This window comes from Stappia sediminis, from assembly GCF_009826895.1.
Classification (GTDB): domain Bacteria; phylum Pseudomonadota; class Alphaproteobacteria; order Rhizobiales; family Stappiaceae; genus Hongsoonwoonella; species Hongsoonwoonella sediminis.
Map to the genome: position 1 here is coordinate 1,048,960 of NZ_WUMV01000003.1, position 20,031 is coordinate 1,068,990.

General features: G+C 54.0%; 17 protein-coding genes and 2 pseudogenes. 7 read left to right on the forward strand and 12 right to left on the reverse strand.

The window, feature by feature from the left end; translation table 11 throughout:
- Window positions 1-36 precede the first annotated feature (36 nt).
- The 6 genes and pseudogenes from GR183_RS11680 to GR183_RS21965 form a co-directional block, all read left to right on the forward strand.
- The gene (locus GR183_RS11680; protein WP_208999819.1) at window positions 37-1,815 is read left to right on the forward strand and encodes a B12-binding domain-containing radical SAM protein; all 1,779 of its coding nucleotides are present in this window, start codon (window positions 37-39) and stop codon (window positions 1,813-1,815) included.
- Window positions 1,816-2,165: 350 nt separating this feature from the next.
- Complete coding sequence (locus GR183_RS11685) at window positions 2,166-3,092, forward strand: C4-dicarboxylate TRAP transporter substrate-binding protein (RefSeq protein WP_202396006.1); 927 nt, start codon at window positions 2,166-2,168, stop codon at window positions 3,090-3,092.
- A 48-nt stretch (window positions 3,093-3,140) separates the two neighbouring features.
- Entirely contained in the window at window positions 3,141-3,593 is a 453-nt protein-coding gene (locus GR183_RS11690; RefSeq protein ID WP_160775735.1) for a TRAP transporter small permease, read from the forward strand.
- The gene (locus tag GR183_RS11695) at window positions 3,593-4,876 is read left to right on the forward strand and encodes a TRAP transporter large permease (RefSeq protein ID WP_160775736.1); all 1,284 of its coding nucleotides are present in this window, start codon (window positions 3,593-3,595) and stop codon (window positions 4,874-4,876) included. Before GR183_RS11690 ends, GR183_RS11695 begins: the two co-directional genes overlap by 1 nt.
- Window positions 4,877-4,911: 35 nt before the next feature.
- Window positions 4,912-5,631: a GntR family transcriptional regulator gene (locus GR183_RS11700; protein WP_160775737.1), complete on the forward strand. Its 720-nt coding sequence runs from the start codon at window positions 4,912-4,914 to the stop codon at window positions 5,629-5,631.
- Window positions 5,632-6,305: 674 nt separating this feature from the next.
- A pseudogene (locus GR183_RS21965) lies at window positions 6,306-6,578 on the forward strand (transposase); the annotation flags it as partial.
- A 178-nt stretch (window positions 6,579-6,756) separates the two neighbouring features.
- Here the strand turns inward: GR183_RS21965 and GR183_RS11710 are convergent.
- From GR183_RS11710 to GR183_RS11765, 12 genes are all read right to left on the reverse strand, one after another.
- Window positions 6,757-7,437 (reverse strand): PIG-L deacetylase family protein, encoded by a 681-nt coding sequence (locus tag GR183_RS11710; RefSeq protein ID WP_202396007.1) that lies wholly within the window; start codon window positions 7,435-7,437, stop codon window positions 6,757-6,759.
- A 10-nt stretch (window positions 7,438-7,447) separates the two neighbouring features.
- A complete protein-coding gene (gene neuC / locus GR183_RS11715; RefSeq protein WP_160775738.1) occupies window positions 7,448-8,608 on the reverse strand; it encodes a UDP-N-acetylglucosamine 2-epimerase in 1,161 nt (386 codons plus the stop codon).
- Window positions 8,609-8,614: 6 nt separating this feature from the next.
- Window positions 8,615-9,553 carry a GNAT family N-acetyltransferase gene (locus GR183_RS11720; RefSeq protein WP_160775739.1) on the reverse strand — a complete coding sequence of 313 codons (939 nt, stop codon included), beginning with the start codon at window positions 9,551-9,553 and terminating at the stop codon, window positions 8,615-8,617.
- Window positions 9,554-9,561: 8 nt separating this feature from the next.
- Window positions 9,562-10,188 carry an acetyltransferase gene (locus GR183_RS11725; RefSeq protein ID WP_160775740.1) on the reverse strand — a complete coding sequence of 209 codons (627 nt, stop codon included), beginning with the start codon at window positions 10,186-10,188 and terminating at the stop codon, window positions 9,562-9,564.
- The gene (gene neuB, locus GR183_RS11730; protein WP_160775741.1) at window positions 10,188-11,234 is read right to left on the reverse strand and encodes an N-acetylneuraminate synthase; all 1,047 of its coding nucleotides are present in this window, start codon (window positions 11,232-11,234) and stop codon (window positions 10,188-10,190) included. Before neuB ends, GR183_RS11725 begins: the two co-directional genes overlap by 1 nt.
- A 491-nt stretch (window positions 11,235-11,725) precedes the next feature.
- Window positions 11,726-12,466 carry an acylneuraminate cytidylyltransferase family protein gene (locus GR183_RS11735; protein ID WP_160775742.1) on the reverse strand — a complete coding sequence of 247 codons (741 nt, stop codon included), beginning with the start codon at window positions 12,464-12,466 and terminating at the stop codon, window positions 11,726-11,728.
- Between the two features lie 29 nt (window positions 12,467-12,495).
- Window positions 12,496-13,464: an SGNH/GDSL hydrolase family protein gene (locus tag GR183_RS11740; RefSeq protein WP_160775743.1), complete on the reverse strand. Its 969-nt coding sequence runs from the start codon at window positions 13,462-13,464 to the stop codon at window positions 12,496-12,498.
- A complete protein-coding gene (locus GR183_RS11745) occupies window positions 13,461-14,651 on the reverse strand; it encodes a LegC family aminotransferase (RefSeq protein WP_160775744.1) in 1,191 nt (396 codons plus the stop codon). Before GR183_RS11745 ends, GR183_RS11740 begins: the two co-directional genes overlap by 4 nt.
- Window positions 14,652-14,659: 8 nt before the next feature.
- Complete coding sequence (locus GR183_RS11750) at window positions 14,660-15,670, reverse strand: NAD-dependent 4,6-dehydratase LegB (protein WP_160775745.1); 1,011 nt, start codon at window positions 15,668-15,670, stop codon at window positions 14,660-14,662.
- Window positions 15,671-15,702: 32 nt separating this feature from the next.
- Window positions 15,703-16,668 carry a Gfo/Idh/MocA family oxidoreductase gene (locus tag GR183_RS11755; RefSeq protein WP_160775746.1) on the reverse strand — a complete coding sequence of 322 codons (966 nt, stop codon included), beginning with the start codon at window positions 16,666-16,668 and terminating at the stop codon, window positions 15,703-15,705.
- Window positions 16,665-17,627 carry a Gfo/Idh/MocA family oxidoreductase gene (locus GR183_RS11760; RefSeq protein ID WP_160775747.1) on the reverse strand — a complete coding sequence of 321 codons (963 nt, stop codon included), beginning with the start codon at window positions 17,625-17,627 and terminating at the stop codon, window positions 16,665-16,667. Before GR183_RS11760 ends, GR183_RS11755 begins: the two co-directional genes overlap by 4 nt.
- Before the next feature lie 804 nt (window positions 17,628-18,431).
- Complete coding sequence (locus GR183_RS11765; RefSeq protein WP_160775748.1) at window positions 18,432-19,505, reverse strand: nucleotidyltransferase family protein; 1,074 nt, start codon at window positions 19,503-19,505, stop codon at window positions 18,432-18,434.
- A gap of 413 nt (window positions 19,506-19,918) precedes the next feature.
- Here GR183_RS11765 and GR183_RS11770 point away from each other — a divergent pair.
- Window positions 19,919-20,031 (forward strand): annotated as a pseudogene (locus GR183_RS11770) (IS5/IS1182 family transposase); the annotation flags it as partial.

Genomic DNA, 20,031 nt, shown 5'->3' on the forward strand with positions numbered 1-20,031 from the left:
GCCGGCAGCGTTGATTCCACAAAAAGGGGCGAGTGTATGCGCAAGTTCCACTTGGTCATGATCAAGCCGTCCCATTACGACGACGATGGATATGTCATCCAGTGGTATCGCTCGTATATCCCGTCCAATACGCTGGCTTCGCTACACGGCCTTGGACAGGATTGTCAGTCGAGGAAAGTCCTGGGTGCGGATACCGAAATCGAGCTCTCGACCTATGACGAAACCAACGCACGGGTCGACATTCCGCGAATAGTTCGCGATTTGCCGGACGACCGCACTGCTTCGCTTGTCGCCCTGGTCGGCGTGCAGAGCAACCAGTTTCCCCGTGCGCTCGATATGGCAAGGCAGTTCAGGCGAAACGGCTGTCAGGTCGCGATCGGCGGGTTTCATGTTTCCGGCACGATCTCGATGCTGAAGGATATCCAGCCGGATGTGCAGGAGGCGATCGATCTCGGTGTTTCGATCTTCGCGGGCGAAGCGGAAGACAACAGGCTGGACGAGGTGCTTCGGGACGCATCCCGAGGCCGGTTGAAGCCGATTTACAATTACATGTCCGACCTTCCCGACATGTCCGGACAGCCGACCCCCTTGCTGCCCGCAAGGCATATCCAGCGCACGGCGGGCAGCCATACGTCCTTCGATCTCGGGCGCGGATGCCCGTTTCAATGCTCGTTCTGCACGATCATCAACGTGCAGGGCCGCAAGTCCCGGTTTCGGTCGGCAGACGACCTGGAGAAAATCATTAGGGAAAATTATGCGCAGGGCATAAATCGCTTTTTTATTACGGATGACAATTTTGCCCGAAACCGGGATTGGGAAAGTTTTTTCGATAGGCTGATCTACCTGAGGAAGGAAGAGAAGCTGGATATCAAATTCATTATTCAGGTGGATACTTTGTGCCATCGGATAAAGAATTTCATAGAGAAGGCCGGTGCAGCCGGTGTCACGCGGGTATTCATCGGGCTTGAGAATATCAATCCCGACAATCTTGCGGCGGCGAAGAAGAAGCAGAACCGGATCGTCGAGTATCGGGAGATGCTTCAGGCCTGGAAGGCCGTCGGCGCCACGACCTACGCCGGATATATCCTTGGTTTTCCGGGCGACACCTATGATTCGATCATGCACGACATAGAGATCGTCAAACGCGAGTTGCCTCTGGATCTGCTGGAGTTCTTTTATCTTACCCCGCTGCCCGGCTCGGAGGACCACAAGACGCTGCATGAGAACGGGGTCTGGATGGATCCCGATATGAACAAATACGATCTCAATCATCGCGTTTCGCATCACCCGACGATGAGCGATGAAGAATGGGAGCGCGCCTATCAGGACGCCTGGGACCGGTATTACTCGCCCGAGCACATGAAAACCGTCATGCGGCGGATGGCGGCAAACGGCAGGTCCGTCAGCAAGATTCTGTTTCTCATGCTGTTGTTCAAGGGCTCGGTGAAGATAGAGGGGGTGCATCCTCTCGAAGCCGGCTTCATAAGACGCAAGAGCCGCAAGGACCGCAGGCCCGGGCTGCCCGTCGAGCCCGTTTGGCGCTTCTATCCTTCCTATGCGCTTGAAACGGTCGTCAAGCACTGGAAGTGGCTCAAGATACTGGCTTCGGTCTATCCGGAATACCGACGTATCAAGCGCGATCCCAATCGACGTCAGTATTCGGACGTCGCAATCGCGCCTGTCGAGGATGCGGCCCTGGAGGGGTTGGACCTGATCTCCCAGACGCGCGGCGGCGCCGCGGCCCTCACGAAAATGAAAAAGGACCGGGAGCGTATGGACCACGTCAGGGCCGAGCGCCAAAGCGCGGTTCAATAATTGCCCAAGATATTGATATTTAGGTATTTCATCGGCTTGCGAAAGCTATTTCGCCTGCACGGGAAGCACTCCCTGTTCTTGTGAATTCCCTCAAGCCCTGGTCGGCGGCCATGCTCGGCCGGCTTTCATCGTCCAACAAAATTTCAGCCTCGCTGCAATCGTGGTCGGGATGCCTCGAGCGCTGAGCTGAGGTGCCTGTCATTTGGCAATTTTGCGTAGTTGACGTTAGTAGCATATCAATTAAACTAAAATATTAGTATTTGAATAATGCGGCATTTTTACGGGAGGAAACCATGAACCGAACCATAAGAGCCCTTGGAATCTGCGTTGCCTTGGCGGCCGGAACAAGCATGAGCATCCCCGCAATCGCAGCCACGACCCTTCGTATAGGAACCGTTCTGGCGCCGGACGACCCGATGGGGCAGGGACTGGAGAAGTTCAAGGCGGAGGTCGAAAAGGCGACCGACGGTGAAGTCCTGGTGCAGGTCTTCCACAACTCCCAGCTTGGCGACACCACCGAAATGATCGACCAGGCTCGGGCGGGGGCGAATGTGGGAACGGTTACCGACGTCGCCCGTCTTTCGAGTTTCGTTCCTTCCCTGGCAATCATGTCGGCACCGTTTCTGTTCGACACTTATGAAGAGGCCGACAAGTTCGCCCTTTCCGAGCCGTATCTCGCATGGGGCGAAGAACTGAAGGAGAAATCCGGGATCGTGATGCTTGCCTCGAACTGGTATCAGGGCCCGCGCCATGCGCTGACGCAGAAGCCGATTTCGAAGCCGGCAGACCTGAAAGGCGTGCGCATGCGGACCATCGGCGCTCCGATCTGGATCGAGACCATCCGTGCGATGGGTGCAGAACCGACCCCGATCGCCTGGGGCGAAGTCTACTCGGCACTGCAACTCGGCTCGATCGATGCCGCCGAAGCGCAGCCGACCGCCATCAAGGGCGCGAAACTCTATGAAGTGATCAAGAACGTGACCAAGACCGGTCACATCCAGTTGGTCACCGCGCTGGTCGTTTCAGCCGATGCCTGGGACCAGATCTCGCCGGAAAACCAGCAGATCGTGCGTGATCTGGCCGTTGAGAACGGCCGTTACGCTTCGCAACTGACGATCGACCTTGGCGAACAGGCTCTTGCTGACGTGGCCGCTAGCGGCGTGACCGTCTCGGAGGTCGATCTCGAACCGTTCAAGGAGGCGGTCTCCGGTGTGTACGGGCTGCTTGAACTCGAAGCGGAAGCGGCCATCGTAAACGAAGTACTTGGACGCCAATAAAATCGCACTTCATTCCAGGGCGCGGGCATACAGCACAAGGCGAATCCCATGTTGAGACGCGTCGAGTTTGCCTGCGCCGCACTTCTGCTTTCGGCCGTGGTGATCCTGGTTGGCGTGGCCTCCGTCGCCCGCGCATTCGGGTCGCCCATCATATGGTCGATCGAAATCGCCCAGTTGCTGTTTCTCTGGCTGTGCATCCTGGCCATCGATCTCGCGTTTCAGGAAGACCGGCATTTCGGCATCAGCCTGATCCTTGACAACCTGCAACCTTCGGGCCGGAAGGCCATGGAGATCTTCAACCTGGCCGTAATCATCGCACTGCTTGTCTACCTGATGCGGTTTGCCTGGAAAAACATGATCCTCATGCACCCCCGCCTAGACGGCGCACTGCAGACGCCGGGCTCCTACTTCCATTCCAGTGTGGTTGTCGGCTTCGCCCTTCTGATCCGCACACTGTTGGCAAAGCTCGTTGCCCGCCTTCGCGAAAGGGCAGAAACCTGATGCTGCTTCTCATTGCGGGCCTGTTCGTTCTCTTTCTTTTGAGCGGCATGCCGGTCGCCTTCGCTCTGGCGCTGGCATCGTTCCCGGTATTCGTGCTCACCGGCACAATGCCGCCGACAGTCGCCATCCAGAAGATGGTGACCGCCACGCAAAGCTTTCCGCTCCTTGCCGTCCCGTTTTTCATTTTTGCCGGCAACCTGATGAATTCGACCGGCATTACCGAGCGCCTTATCACCTTCGCTCGCCTTCTGACCGGTTGGCTGGCCGGCGGGTTGGGGCAGGTTTCCATCGCGCTCAGCCTGATGATGGGCGGCATCTCCGGTTCGGCCGTCGCAGATGCTTCGATGGAGGCGCGCCTGCTGGGCCCCAGCATGATCTCCAAGGGAGGATACTCGAAGGCGGCGACCGCAGCGGTTCTCGCCTTTGGCTCAATCATCACCGCAACCATTCCGCCGAGCATCGGCCTGATCCTGTTCGGTTTTATCAACGAAGTGTCGATAGGGCGGCTGTTTCTTGCGGGAATCGTGCCCGGCATTCTGTTGACCGTGACCTTGATGGCGACGGCATGGATCGTCGCGAAGAGAAGCGGCTACGCGCCGGACCTGACCGCGCCCCCGACGCTTCTCCAGCTCTGGTCCAGCTTCAAGGAGAGCATCTGGGCTCTTGCCTTTCCCGTCATCCTGATAATCGGCTTCAGGTTCGGCTTCTTCACGGCCACCGAGGCCGGCGCGTTCCTGGTGTTCTATGCCTTGTTCGTCGGCTTTTTCGTCTACCGCGAGCTCAACATGACGAACCTTTACGAAGCGATCAAAGGTTCGGTTTCGGATCTGGGCATGGTCATGCTTTTGATCATGATGGCGGCCGTGCTCGGCTATGCCGTGACCATCGAACAGGGGCCGCAGCGGATCGCGGCAATCGTGACCGCACTCACCAGCGAACCGATCGCGATTCTGACCCTTGTTCTCCTGCTGCTGTTGCTGAGCGGAATGTTTCTGGAAGGTGCCGCCAATATCCTGCTTGTTACCCCGATCGTGCTGCCGGTGTTGATTCAGGCCGGTTACGATCCGATCCACATGGGCATCTTGATCGTCACATTGATCAATATCGGCGGCCTCACGCCGCCTGTCGGCGTCATCATGTTCACGGTTTGCGGAATTCTCGACGTCAAGACCGGTGAATTCTCCAAGGCTTCGCTTCCCTATTTCGGTGCGTTGCTCGTGTTTCTCGTCATGCTGGTTGCATTTCCGGCACTTTCTCTGTTCGTTCCGGACCAGCTAATGTAGGCATACCGGAATCTGCTCCGCGAGGTTGATTGTAGATGAATGTCAGTTCCCTATCCGAGGCCCTGGTGAAGGCGTCCTACGATCTGACAGGACCCGTAAATCCAGGCTCTGCGGCCGGCCGGGTTTATGCAAAGCTCAGGGAACTCATCACGTCCTTGGACCTGCCGCCGAACACGGTCTTGTCCCGCGCTCAGATTGCCAAAGAGCATGAAGTAAGCCAGTCCCCGGTTCGCGAGGCCATCCAGGAACTGGAGAAAGAGGGCCTTGTCGTTTCCTATCCTCAGTCAAAGACCCTGGTCACCAAGATCGATGTCGAGCACGCACGCGTGACGCAATTCCTGCGCCTGGGCGTCGAACTGGAAGTCGCAAAGTCCCTTGCCAGGAAAGGAAATCCGGACGTTCTGCTGCCATCCTACCGGATCCTGAGGATGCAGAAGATGGCCGGTGAAGATCGCGATATCCCGGAATTCAATGCTCTTGACCGCTTGTTCCATCTTTCGCTTTTTCAGGCCGTGGGCACTCCGTCCCTGTGGCATTTGATTTCCGGCCGTTCGGGTCACATCGACCGGCTGCGGCACCTCAATCTGCCCGATCCCGGCAAGATGGCCGACGTGCTCACCGCCCATGAACGCATTCTGGCGGCCATTTCAAGTGGCAGCCTCGCAGATGTCGAGGAACAGGTGAGGGCACATCTTTCCGGTACCCTGGCGTCGGTCGGCGCCATTATGAAATCGCACCCCGAATATTTCGACTAAGGCGCTTCGCGGCGTTGAGAAATCGGCGTCGGTTCACAGTTCCGGACGCTTCCCCGCGGCTAGATCCGATCCGGATCTGGCGACTGATGTTGCATGCTGGCAGGGATCGGAAAGCCTGATCCGGGGCGATTTCGTCAATACACCCAACCAACCGGCAGCAAAGATGGACTTCGGGAGGATTGGTGGCGGAGGACCGTTCCAATCGATCCTCCACATCGAAAGCTCCATATTTTTCTTAAAGGTTTTATTTCCCGACACTCCCCGAATTATCGCAGGTCGTCCTTTGAGGAGCGCCAGCGATGAACGTGAGGGTGGAAGTCGAAGGCAAGGTGGCATCTCTCGTCACTATTGCCCGCTTTCTTGCGAAGCGACTGGGAAATTCAGGTGTCGCTCCGTACCGGTTCGAAAATGATCGATACCTCATTTGGCTGGAAGATGCGCGAGGTGAGGTCATTGATTTGGGGTGTCCACTGTAAGGAACGCGTTTTTTTTGACCCCAATGCGTTGAGAAAGGATGCTCAGATTGTCAGGGATAATGAAGCTTTTGCTCGGGAGGCTGGAGGCACTGACTGCTTGTGTTGGAATATTGCTTCGTCGGCGCAAATGCGTTGACCTGCTCGCCTGAAAGCTCCGCATTTTGAGGTTAGGCTGTTTCCAATTGAAGGACACGGACGATGAAGCGATCACGTTTCTCGGAGGAACAGATTGTCGGAATATTGAATGAGCATGGAGCAGGGACATCGCCTGCTTAGTGGTGTCGCAAGTACGGCATCTGGGATGCAACATTCTACACCTGGCGTAGGAAATATCGCGGCATGGAAGTGTCGGATGCCAGACGGCCGAAGTCCCTCATAGAATAGAACGCGAAACTGAGGAAACTGCTCGCGGAGTCGATGATAGATATATCGACGTCTCGCGAGATGCTCGGGTTGGGAACAGGTGAACGCCATGCGTTCGAGTGAACCTGCGCACGCTTCTGACACCTGGCTCAAGGAGGGATGCCGTGAGCTGGGCTGACTTATAAGCGAGGATAAAACGGGGAGCAGGTCAGGTAATCCGAATTTGTAATGTTCGACCAGTCATTCTTCTGACCGGGATGTCGTGACCTTAATCCGTTTTTTATAGTTAGATTCTTGCCCTATGCAGCATGAAAGCCTCCGCGCTCCGGCATCCGCTCGCGACGCCCCGAACTGCAGCTAAGGCCCTAATTGCCTCCTCGCTGCGTGGAAAAGGAAAAGCTTGCATCTCATCGCCGAATAGTTTGGCGATCCGGACCTTCTCATCCAGATAAGGTGTTATATCGGCGAAGAAATTTGCTCTAAAATCCTCAGCATTTCGGACACTGGCATCGGTTTCCGAAAGAGTTTCGTAGGAAAGCGTCCACTTAATCGAAGGATAGCGGAACCATTTCGCACAGGCTGCACCCGCATCATGAACTACCTGATGATCGGAATGCGCATCCCCTCTATGCGGAAGCAGAAGGATTTCAGGTTCTACCTTGCGTACGACATTGCCGATAGCCCCGACGATGTTGCCAAGGGGAAGCGTATCGAGCAGTGCGGATGCAAACTCCAGGCGGTGAACTGCCTCAAACCGGAAGGCTTCGGCAACGGCCTTGATTTCACGCTCGCGCCGATCAACTTTATCCCTCGGCCAGCCGTCGGAAGTTGAAATCTGCGTGACGATTAGCCAATGAATGGGCCGGCCGGCATCGCGGGCCCTGAGGAGGATGCCTCCCGCCCCCAAGGTTTCGTCGTCGGGATGGGGAGCGATGATCAGAACCGGTTTCCTGCTTCCTTCTATCAATTTGATGACCTCACATCAGGAAATTTTTATGCATCAGTTTTTTATTGACCTCGGTGTTCGCCAGGATCTCCGCGATTTTGCGACCGGTAGTGCCATCACCATAGGGGTTGGTTACTGCGGATGCATGTTCTCGATAAGCTTGATCGAATACTGACTTTACGATCGCGTTTCGAATTTCCTCGCGACTATAATCAGTAAAGATCACGTTGCCTGCATGCTCACGGCCCCTTTGCCGTAAACCGATATTCACCACCGGCAGGCCCAGGCTGGGTGCTTCCAGAATCCCGGCGGACGAGTTCCCGACAAGCGCATTCGCGTGGCGGAGCATGTTCACGAAAACCAGCCGATCCAGAAATCTGAAGAGTTTCACGCGCCCGCAACGTTGCGCGAACGAATTCAACTCACCGACGATTGCCTGATTCCCCGGATCCGAGTTTGGCATCATGATCGCGACATGAAGCCGAGTTTCTTCAAGTACCTTTGTGATACTGGCAATATGCACGCCGGCATCATCGAAGTCGGTTATGGTCGGATGATAAAGCAGTACGACGTATGGTGCGCCATTCCAATCGACACCGAGCGCCGCCTCCAGATCATTCCGACCCAATTGCGGGGTTGAAAACAATCGATCCAGGCCGGATGCGCCGACGACATGGATTCGCCAGTCTTCCTCGCCCAAGGCGCGAAGACGTTGCCCGCTAAGAGGAGTTGTTGCCATGTGCAAATGGGCGATTTTCGAAACCGCATGTCTGATCGGATTGTCGACGTTGCCATCGTCAGCATGATCGCCACCCCCGATGTGGACGACGGGAATATGGTGGTATACGCCTGCCAGCGCACCTGTAATCGATTCCTCCCTGTCACCCATTACCACAATGAAGTTCGGTCGCTCCCTGGCGAAAAGGTCGCTCATACCCGTCAACTGGAGGGCGGCTCCCTTCACCCGGCCTGAAAGCCCGTCCGAAGCCAGAAGCGAATCGATACGCGCCACAATCCGATGCCCGTCGTTCTCGATCTGGCGCACCGAATTTTCATGTATTTGCGTCAGGTGTGCCCCGGTTACGATCACGCCTGCCTCTAGCTCCGGGGTGGCGGAAACGGCTTCGATCACCGGAGCAAGAATGTCGTATTCCGAGCGAATACCGGTAAGGAAATAAACGAGCTTCTTCATGGGTTCTCAGTAGAGGTCGGAGTCCATCATGGAAAGGCGCCAGTTTCGCAGATCACCGAATTCCTTGCTGATAGGTGAAATTTCCCGCCCGCCAAAATAGGTGACAGGCGCACCCGCAATGAAACCCGAGCGTTCAAGTGCCTGACGTATCGTGTCCCGATTCAAAGCCCAGGCGTTAACCCGACGTATGCCGCGCTTGCCAAGCCGAGACAGCACGCCTTTTATCAATATCTCGGCCGTTGAAACATCACATGCCTGGATGTCTACCAAGTCAGCGTCCTGGTCGAGGTGCCGCTTGGCTATTACATAGCCGGAAAGGCTGTTTTCGTCGCCCAAAACGAATTTGAAGTAGGTGTGGAGGGGATTGCGGTCCAGCCGCCAGGCCAGGACCGCAGGGTCTCGGGAAGCGCAGATCGGGCGTTGCCCGCTCAAACGCCCGTAAAGTTCAGTGAAGCGGCCATCCGTTCTCTCGATCTCCTGAATACCAAAATCCGACTCTCCCCATTCCCTGCTCCCGTCAAGCACGCATGTCATGGTCGGTATATCGCCGATATCGACCCAGGAGAGTTTCCTCAGGAATGATTGATGTGAGTTGGCATTGGGAAACCCCCAGACCGCAGCAATTCCATGCTGCGTGAGTTCTTCGTAGAGTGCGCCACCAACTTTCTCAAACAAGCCTCTGCCGCGATAGTCGGGATGGGTCATGGTCGTCATCGACAGCACCGCCAGCACGTCTTGCCCGTCGACAAGCAAAGGGGCGGGGGATACGGCATAGTGAGCCGCTAGTCGATCTCCATCCCATGCAAGAGCGATGTAAGGGCCGCCGCTTGGATGCCCCAGAAATCGCCACCTCCAGAACTCCAGAGACATTTTTCGCCCGAATGATTGCTCAAACAATGCAAGAATTGCATCTTCGTCCCCGGGTTTCCAAAGCCGAACTTCCATAAAACCACCTATTCATCGTGCCCTGTAGATCTGGCAATCGCGGCCTTCGCAAATTTGCTATTCCCATGGCACACACGGGTTCCGGCCTTGACGAAGGCATGAATGCCGATCTCAGCCTTCGGCATCACAATCGAACCTGCGCCCACAAATGCGTGCTCGGCGACACTCACATGTCCGCAAAGGATGGCGCCTGGCCCGATAAATGCTCCATCTTTGACGGCACAGTCATGATCGATACTGGCCGAAGTGTTGATGACTGCGGCCTCACCGACCCTGGCCTCGGATTGCACGACGGCACCCGCCATCACAACCGATCCGGCTCCTATTGTCGCTGAGGGCGAAACGATAGCTGTCGGGTGCACGAGCGTCGGGATAGTTACTCCAATATCGATGAGCCGCCGAAACTCCCGCCATCGTATGTCGTTGTCTCCGATCGCGACAAAGAAGGCTCTTTCCTTCATCCATGCAGGGCGATCGAAAGGGTCTTTCTCAAGTAGTGGCAGTCCCAGAACAGTACTATCCGCCGGCAACGCCGGATCGAAAAAGCCCTGAACTACCCAACCTTGAAGCTGCGCAAGTTCGGCAACGACCTTCGCGTGTCCGCCAGCGCCCAATATGATGAGATCACCAGACATCAGACCAAGTCTTCCCAAGACAGAAGAGTCAGCGGCTCAACTGGCCTGGCAAGTTTTCTCCCGATCAGGGTGCTTTCCAGTCGAGGCGGTATGCCCGTGCCGGGGCGAAGCAAGATCAGGTCCTGCTCCGAAAGTGTCTGTCCTGTCTCAAGCTGCCTTATTGTCGCAACACTCCGGCGGCCCAAAGTGCGCGCCGACAACTCGCTCGGTTGGGGTTGTTTGATTGGGGTCCCTAATGCGCGCTGAACGGCGCGAATCCCGGAAACCATTTGCGCGAATTCCTTCGGTTCGATGGAAGACGGGTGATCTGGACCTGGCAAGCTGCGATCCAATGTTATGTGCTTTTCTATAATCGTGGCACCGAGTGCAACCGCCGCAATGGAAACCGCATTTCCTTCGGAGTGATCGGAATAGCCGACCGGCAGGTCCGTGGCCGTTGCAATGGTTGCCATTGCGCGCAGATGAATTTCATCGAGCGGCGCGGGATAACAGCTCGTGCAATGAAGGAGAGCGATGGAGTCCGAGCCGGATTTCCTCAGTGTTGCCACACCGGAAATGACTTCTCCAATATCACACATACCGGTTGACAGGATTACTGGTTTGCCCGCCTTACCGATATGGCGAAGGAGCCGATCCGATACGCAATCAGGAGAGGCTACCTTGAAAGCCGGTACGCCCAGGCTCGAAAGCATGTCAACGCTTTCGAGATCGAATGGTGAAGACAGAAAAGTGATCCCCGTCCGGTTGCAATGGGTCAAAAGACGTTCGTGGGTCGACTTATCAAGCTCCAAATCCTTCAAGAGTGCGTTCTGATTTTCGACGCCGGTATTATCTCTCTGGTATTTCGCGGAAGCTGCATTCCTCGTTACAAGCTTGTCTGCGTTGAATGTCTGAAATTTGACGGCATCTGCTCCGGCATCCCTGGCCGCCTCTATCAATGCTATCGCCATGTCTTCGTCGCCGTTGTGATTCACACCGATTTCCGCGATCACGAAGCACGGGACGTCTGGCCCTACCGATTTGTCGCCGATCTTGAAAGAGTTCATGGGCATCTTTCGTTGAATTGGGGATGGAATGGCACTATCACGAAGCGGGTTCTGGGTAGGTCGGATACAGACCTGATCACGGCACTGCCATCGTCAATGGTTTGATTTACAGCATCGGCCAGCCTATCGAAGTAATTTATATCGAGAAGATACTGATGGTTGGTAAGGAAAGCTGTAACTCCGGCTGGAGATGCCAAGCCCAGAGACCTGAGGCCCACTGGCCTGAGACCCGACCTCCGTCTACTTCAGCGCGGAGTCCTAGGGTTGATTGGTGTGCGACATAACGTGACATCGGGAGGGGCTAGGTCACGGACCAAATCTGGAACACGGGCTGGCGTAAGACGAACGAATGGTGACCTCTGGAAATATTAGATTGCACGGACTGATCCGAAAAGGACGTCAATCGTGGATAATTTAATTTTCGACCTCGATCATTCAAAATTTACTGAAAATCAAAAAAATTTGAACAGGAGTAGCATAGTCTAATTACTTTATGGTATTTTTTTTTGGATATATTTTTTTTCAATTTCTGATTTTCTGCTCATAAGAAACTCGACCATTAGCCAGTCTGTCTCTGAATCAATATCAATACTTCTATCTTCGGGCATAATATACAGGCGGGTTCGCTCGGAAAGCGCCGCGGGTCCAGAAAAAAAAGCTTCACGGGTCCAAGCGTAAACCGAACCGTTTATGTCAAAGCATTTCGGCGCATCTTGTCGACGGACAACGGGAATTTCGAGCTTTTTCGACAGAAAGCCAAAATCATCCTCGTTGAGTTCCACCATATTAAAGTAAGGGGACTTGCGACTGGGCGTTACACTTATGACATTGTTGCATCCGCTGCTCAGAAGCATGTCCAATGCAGCTTCGATATCGAACGGTTCGCGAAGCGGCGAAGTCGCGTCGAGATCGACCATTGCGGCAAATTGAATTCCGAGTTCCGCTTCCGCCGTTTCCACGCAGTGCCGAATGGAGGGACTTTTGGCAGCGGTATCGCTTGCCATTTCATCCGGGCGGCGCACCACGACGTCCGCACCCCATTCTCGTGCGCAGCTCAAAATCGCATCATCGTCCGAACTCACGGCGATCGCTGCAAAGCGGCCTGTCTGCCTGGCCTGATCCAAAGTGTGCAAAAGGAGTGGCCTGCCATTCAATGGCCGAAGGTTTTTTCCCGGGACGCCCTTTGATCCGCCACGTGCACAGACGCTGCAGATGATCTGGTCATTCGTCATTCTTTATCCCTTGATTGAGGCGTCATGGCCTAACCAGCGCTAATCAGCTCGGCGAACGCATCCGCAATTCGGTGATGCCCTTTTGGGCTTAAATGCATCCCGTCTGGGTCAAGGTGCTCTTGAACCCCGGCTTCCCATATGATGCGATCTACATCGAGTACCGCGGCCCCGACCGCCGTGGCCGCCTCCATGATCGCGAGATTGTAGGTTCCAAATCGGTGCGGCATGTTCGGTGTCTTAGCCCAATAACGCTGCGGGCTTAATATAATGGTCGAAAAGAAAACACCCTTGGCTCCATATTTCGTACAGGTATTTGCAATAAAGTGAAGGTTGGCAACGAATCGCTCCAGCGGTACATACTGGACATGCGGATAGGTATCCAGAATAAATGTGCGATAAAGCTTCGCGAACGACAAGACCTTTTGGGCGACTGGAGGAGGTAGCAACCCAATAGCGATTCTCTGATCCTCCAAAAACATGCGTGTAGCACAGTCATTTAACCCAAGGTGAATAAATACATGGGTATCCTGCACCATTTGCCCTTGCTCGGTCAGAAGCTCTACGGCCTCTCCTGTCGTGAAAAACCGTTGGCAATGAGCGTCGACCTTCATGCCCGAACGGGAGTTGTCGGGCATGGTTAGAAGCATGGGATAGGTGTCGTTCGCAGCTGCCGCAAAATTCGCCGCATTGGTGGGGCGTGGCAAGCCAAGCGAATCCGCGATAATCGTGACTTTTTCACTTGCCGAAGCGGGGGAGTTTGCCGACACCGCCGCCTTCATTTTATTCGCTTCTTGCCTGAATTTGGAGTTTGAGTTCTGGATGTGTTTTTTCAGTAAATTTTGATCGGTAGTAGTAGACAGCATTGTTCGGCAAAGGTCGAAGTGCCGGACAGCTTCGGACATCCTGCCTGCATCCGCCGATGCATGGGCGTTGTCAATAACGGTTGAAATCTCCATCGCAAAAAGGGGGGGCGGTGCAGTAATCGTATTTGCAGTCATGTTTTCTCCTGAAGTCGAAGACCGAGAGTGGCGCTACTCGGAATATTCACAACGCGCGAGGCGATATCTGTCGCTATGGGAAGAGAGCTCGTAGGGCAATTTCTATACATCGGCAGTTTGTTCATCAGGGTCCAGCAAGGCCGGGTGCCGATGCCTGTAGCGTTGGTCAACTCGAGGAGTGGGCCGAGGTCAATGGGATTGTCAAGAACGAGACAGTTCAGCCAATAATTGCTTTCAGCGCCGTAAGGCTCGCGAAAAAAACGGACACCGTCCACATTCCGGAACGCATCCGCATAAGTCTCGGCCAGCCTGCGTTTCGCGTCCAAAAAGGCTGGAACTTGTTCTAATTGGGCGCAACCGAGGGCGGAGTTGATATTAGGCAGGCGATAGTTGAAGCCAGTTTCGTCGTGGTAGAAGTGCCATTTGTGGGGCTGCTTGGCTGTCGTGGTAAGATGTTTAGCGCGCTTAGCCAAGTCTTCATCGTTTGTCAGAACAGCGCCGCCACCGCCGGTAGTAACAATCTTGTTGCCATTGAAACTTGTAGCGCCAATAAGGCCTCGGCCCCCAAGCGGTTTTCCGCCAAGTTTGCTGCCGAGAGATTCAGCAGCATCCTCTACGACCGGAATCTGCCATTTGTCCGCAACCTCTAGTAACCGCGTCATTCGTACCGGGTGTCCGAAAGTGTGCATTGGAATGACTGCTGCAATCCGGCGCCCGGTTTTCCGATTGATAGTCCCGTCATCGCCTTCGATAGCGATTTGCGATAGCCAATCAGCTAGCGCATCAGGGTCTAGACCAAGGGTTGCCCATTCGCTATCGATAAAATGGGGAACGGCCCGGCAATAGGCAATTGCGTTGGCAGAGGCCACAAAGGTGAGGGCAGGTACTATTACCTCGTCACCCTCCGAGACTCCCGCCATCAGGAGCGCGATATGCAACGCGGCGGTACCGTTCACAGTGCATATCGCCCTGTTCACTCCGAAGATTTCGGCAATGCGTTCCTCGAAGAGATCGACATAGGAACCTATAGAGGAAACCCAAGCCGTATCCAGGCACTCCTTGACATAGGCCCATTCATTTCCAGCGAAGTATGGCTCGTGAAGGGGAAAGTGTTCTTCAGAACCGGACCGTTCTCCAAGGACTTCTTCCAAGGCAGTGATGACCTTGCCCGGATCGATATTGGCCATAGTGCTTCCTATATCGTGTATCGACCGCTTTTATAGAGCGCCAGGTTGTCTGGGTCTTGGAACCATTCAATTGTTTCTGCCAGCCCTCTCAGAAAACCATCTTCACCGCCATAGGAAGGAGCCCAGTCGGTCAATTCACGGGATTTATCGATGCCTGCCCAGAGGCGGTCGACTTCGCTACGTTCCGGCCGCATACGCTCGTTTTCGGAAATGAAGGCGACATCCTGTCCCATCAGGGAGGCTATCGTCAGGCCGGTTCGCTCAATCGAGATTTCAAAGCCGGATCCGAAGTTGACAACCTCACCCAGCACGCCGTCGGCTTCCGCCATAACCAAAAACGCGTTTGCCATGTCCCGGACAAAGCTGAAATCTCGGGTCGGACTCATCTTGCCAAGTCTGACCTCCCGGGCGCCGGAAGCGATTTGGGTGATGATTGTCGGAATGACGGCTCGCGTCGATTGTCGCGGGCCATAGGTATTGAAGGGGCGGATGATAGTGACTGGCGTTTCGAACGAGCGGTAGAAAGACAGAGCAATTTGATCCGCACCGATCTTGGAGGCCGAATATGGAGATTGTCCCACGAGCGGATGATCTTCGGTTATTGGAACGAACTGGGCCGTCCCGTAAACTTCGCTGGTGGATGTGCATACGACGCGCTCAATGCCAAGATCTGTCGCCGCTTTTACGATGTTCAGCGTGCCCTTAACGTTGGTATCAACGTAAGTGTCCGGCGAATGGTAGGAATATGGAATAGCTATCAGAGCGGCAAGATGCAGGACAATGTCCACGTCCTTCATTGCTTCCCTTACACCATTTGGATCTCGTACATCGCCTGCGAAAATATCGAAATGGCCCTGCACGTCAGGCGAAATACGATCAAGCCAGCCCCAGGAATCAAAACTGTTGTAGAGGACGAATGCTCGCACCTTCGCGCCTTCACAAACCAATGCTTCCACAACATGGGAGCCGATGAAACCATCTGCTCCGGTTATCAGGACTTTCTTGCCGTTCAGCGACATCAGTATGCCATCTCCGATTTGCACAAGATCCGCTAGGCGGAAAAGGAGGTGCCGCTCCGGATAGCAGCGTAGGCGGCGAACAAACGTGCATGAGCACCAATTGTCAACAGCCGCTCATCCTGCTGTCCAGAAAGAAAAGACCGGACCTGATGATAGATGCCAGGTTTGAAACGTGTGTCCAAATCGGTGTTCAGTTCAACCTGCTTAAGAGCGAAAGAGCCGTGCTCCTGAACAAAGAGCTGCTCGAGTGGTTGAAGAACATAACGCTTACGCTCCGTCATCACTTCGACGCCCCAGCGGCCGGGTGCTAACCAATTTGCGTGATAGGAAATCAAGGCATTAGTGGTCGTTCTTCCATGGCCGATAAATACTGCCCCCTCATCATGCCAAGAAAGCTTACCGGACCGCTTGGCGCTGATCTCGGCCGGCGTTCCGGCCAAAAAGAAAGCCATATCGATGACATGCGTCGAGTTCCCGAAGAACCATGCGTTCAGTTCTTTCTCGGGCTTGTTTAGAATTTCAATCCGCCGGGTTGCTTCAGTAAAATCAAATTTGACGGATATTACGCCACCATCCGCATCGATCATTGATTTGGCTGCGGTTGTTGATGCATAGAAACGTCGGTTATACGCGACATATACTTCAGAAGCAGTCGATAGTTCGACCTCAGCAAGAGAGTTCACTTCGGTCGAGTTTAAACCCGCAGGTTTTTCGACGAGAATGCGGCTCACTCCAGAGCGAAGGAGCGTCTGCGTAACTTGAAAAAGGTTTTGTGCATTGACGGCGACAATAGCCGTACGCGGCAGGTCCGTCTGGGCCTCAATCAGCGCCCCCAGTGGACCAACGAAGGGGCGAAGGCCACGGGCTTCCTCAAAGGAAGCGGCCGACGCTTCGCCACGTCCAAATACAATAAACGGAACCGAGAGAGCGGTCAGCACCTTTGCATAAGCTTGCGCCATCTGACCGGCGCCAACTAAGAGGACCTTGTGCTTGGTCATGATATTGGACAATGCGTACTTTCACCTTCTGGAAGATTGAGGTGGGCCTTGATTACGCGCAGCAAGAACCCGTGCTGCCGGGCGGAGGTGTTGTAATCAGGAAGCACTGAGCGGCCTTCTAAAAGCTCTACATAGAGGTGGCTCATTTCGCTCACGTTTCGGCTTTCAAACGGTCTTGAACGTACAACTTCACCATCCGCAAGGGTTTTAATTTCTCGGTTGGCCTCGTCAATAATCCAAACGAGGTTGCCACAGGCGACTTCGATGAAGATGGGTTGAAACTGGCCCGACAGGCATTCGAGAGAGATCATGCCGCCAGACTCCAGTTTGCCGGTCAACCGGCCCGATATCTCAATGCAGCCGGGCCTCTTCGCCGGGAACGATCCGAAATCAAGTGCCTTTCCCGACAATGCCGTCAACTCTTCTTCGAATAGATACTCGGCAAGGTCGATGAAATGCACCGCATTCGAGCACAGCCCCCATCCGGCACCTTTGACGGAAAAGGATGTGCACTTCATGCCGAATAACTCGCTCTTCAATTGTCGGTATCCGGGGAAACCGCGCCGTCCACAATTTACATATGCGTTCACACCAAGATCTGACAGAATATGGCCAACTTCCTGCAAGTCCCGTTCCGAGGTCAGGAGCACCTTTTCGAGTAGGACAGTGCGGGGGCGAACACTATCCAAGAGTTGGGCCAGAGCGACCTTTCTCACATTCGCTCCAGTCGCAATAATCGCAAGGTCTAGTGAGCCGTCCGACGCTTCGGAGACTTCGCGTGCCGAATTCATGAATTCGAACTCAAGACGTCGAACCCCGGTAATGAGTTCCACCGCGGCATCTCTTGCGTCCAAATCAGGTTCCTGGATGAAAATCTGCATTGGTCTGTTCGCGGCTGCGAGGGCCTGCAGATGGCGGCGGCCAATGTTTCCGCAACCGATCAAGGCGACCTTTTCCATGACTTGTTTCTGTGAGCCTCCACGAAATCGAACAAATTCCCACTTTCCGCACACCAATTGTGGCGGCTGGGTCGGTTCAAGCTTGAGACGCCATCGCGATATTTTGTTCTGCTCTTATTGTCTTCCGGTGGGTCAAATCCTTGGACTTGATGGGCTGCCAGTTTCATTCCGCGAATGGCCTTGGCCCAGTTTAAGGCAACCAATCCTGCGCTCGGGACTGCCTCTCGACGGGAAAATAAATCTCCATGAATTTCGAAAGGATTAGTCTGTACAGACGCTCCAAGCTCCACAAGCTTTAGAATACGTTGCACCTCATCTGCAAATCGGATTTCGACCACATGCCGAGCACCACGATAGTTTTAAGCCGTCGTACCTCTTCAAGGGAATCGGTTGGGTTTTTGCAATAGAGTGAGGTGGCATGCTATTGGCTGGAATACATACCTCAATGCTCGTTTCACGTCGTCCCCAGATGAGTTCGGCTAAGGCGACTTCCTGCAGACACCACAATCGATCCTGAGGGCGCGACTTTAAGAGGCCATCAACAATGCGGTGCGATTCATCTGAGCAAATTAATCCATAACGCGTAATCGAGCAGATTCGCAGTAAAAGATAGGCATTATCCGGCACCTGTCCTCTGGACAGGAATTAGCAGCTTTGCTGCTTCTTCAAACCTCCGGAGCTTGTGCAATCGATGAGCACCGGCATATTCTCGATATGCTCCCCGCTGACGGTAGCACCATAATGGACCGCTTGGTAGCCAATCGAGGAAAAACGGATCTCGCTTAATTTCGGATATGTGCATCCCTATATCTTTTCGGTTGCGAGAAGCTCTTCTGAGACCTGTTTAATATCAGCGGGCTTTCCAATGTCACGCCAGTATTCCCTTAGTGGGAAGATTTGGGTTCTTTGAGGGTGGCAAGTTTTTAAAAGTTCAAAAAAGGATGTCATATCGAAATAGCCGCTCTTGGGAATTGATTGCAGCGCAGTAGTGTCGAACATATAAATTCCGGCATTGACGAAATGTTTCAGGATCGGCTTTTCCCTCAGGTCTGTGAGGCGGCCGTGCTCATGAGCCACCACTCCGTATGGCACCTGGATTTCGAATTCCTGTACACACATCGTGGCTATCGCATCTGTGTCTCTGTGATAGTAGATTAGGTTGCGCAGGTCGGTGTTGGTTACGATGTCACCGTTCATCACGGCAAATGGCCGGTCCAGGCTGCCCGTCATCATTCTCAATGCGCCGGCAGTGCCCATTCTGTCCTGTTCGTGGACATATTCGATTTGCACGCCAAACTGCGAGCCGTCGCCGAAGTAGCCCATTATTTTTTCGCCCAGGTAGCGAATGGATATCAGGATGCGATGGAAACCCTGAGCTGCGAGATTTTCGATGGTTCGCTGCAGAATCGGCTTTCCCGCCACTTCAAGCAAGGGCTTGGGCGTGGTTTCCGTCTGCGGGCGCAGCCGTTCCCCCAGCCCCCCGGCCATGATGACCACCGGGACATCATTGGTAGAACTGAGTGTTGATCCCTCTGCCAAAAACACGCTTTCGACTCGCGCTTCCGCATCAAGAACAGGAATACGCAGAATGGTCGGGTCCTTTGCAAGGATGAGCTTGACCTCCGCCAGCCCGCCTTCTCGTGTGCATGTTGTTGGCGTACGATTGAGGATCGTATTAACTGGTGCCTCGAGAGAGACTCCATTCAGGATCGCACGACGGATATCTCCGTCGGTAACAATTCCAAGTAGCCTTCTTTCGCGATCTGTCGCAATGGCTATGTGCAGGGCGCCACGGTCGATTTGACGCATTGCTTCCAGGATCGTTTGTGAAGGATCGATAAGTATTTCATCAACAGGTGCGCATTCAAAGACTGGCATTTATTTGTATCCGAATCACGATTTTCACCTTTGAATACTATATATTTTCCTTGCAATGTATTATGCTTTCATGAAATTGAGAGTTTTCTGTTTGACAAGGGGAGTCTCGCTTTTGGTTCGTTGGTTAAGTTCCCTTAGGTAAATGTATACTCTTATTTTACTTATGTATATCAAGGCTGATTCACTGGTGCAAGCATGTGTGGTAGCGTTTTTTAAGCCTTGATATCGTGATTTTTGAGCCAAACGACGAATTGGCCACAAGCAAAGAATTGCTGACGATACGGAGGGCGACTTGCCGACGCGAGATGACTTCAACCGAATCGAGAATGATGCCCATATTCAGAACTAGGCTCAGGACCCATTAATTTGCATTGATTGGTTGGGTGTGATTCAGAGTGGCAAAGGAGTTTGCCATGTCTGATTTGTTTCTGCTCTCGCCCGCCCAGATGTCGAAAATCGAGCCGTTTTTTCCGAGATCGCACGGAGTGCCTCGCGTGGATGACCGGCGGGTCGTTTCGGGCATTGT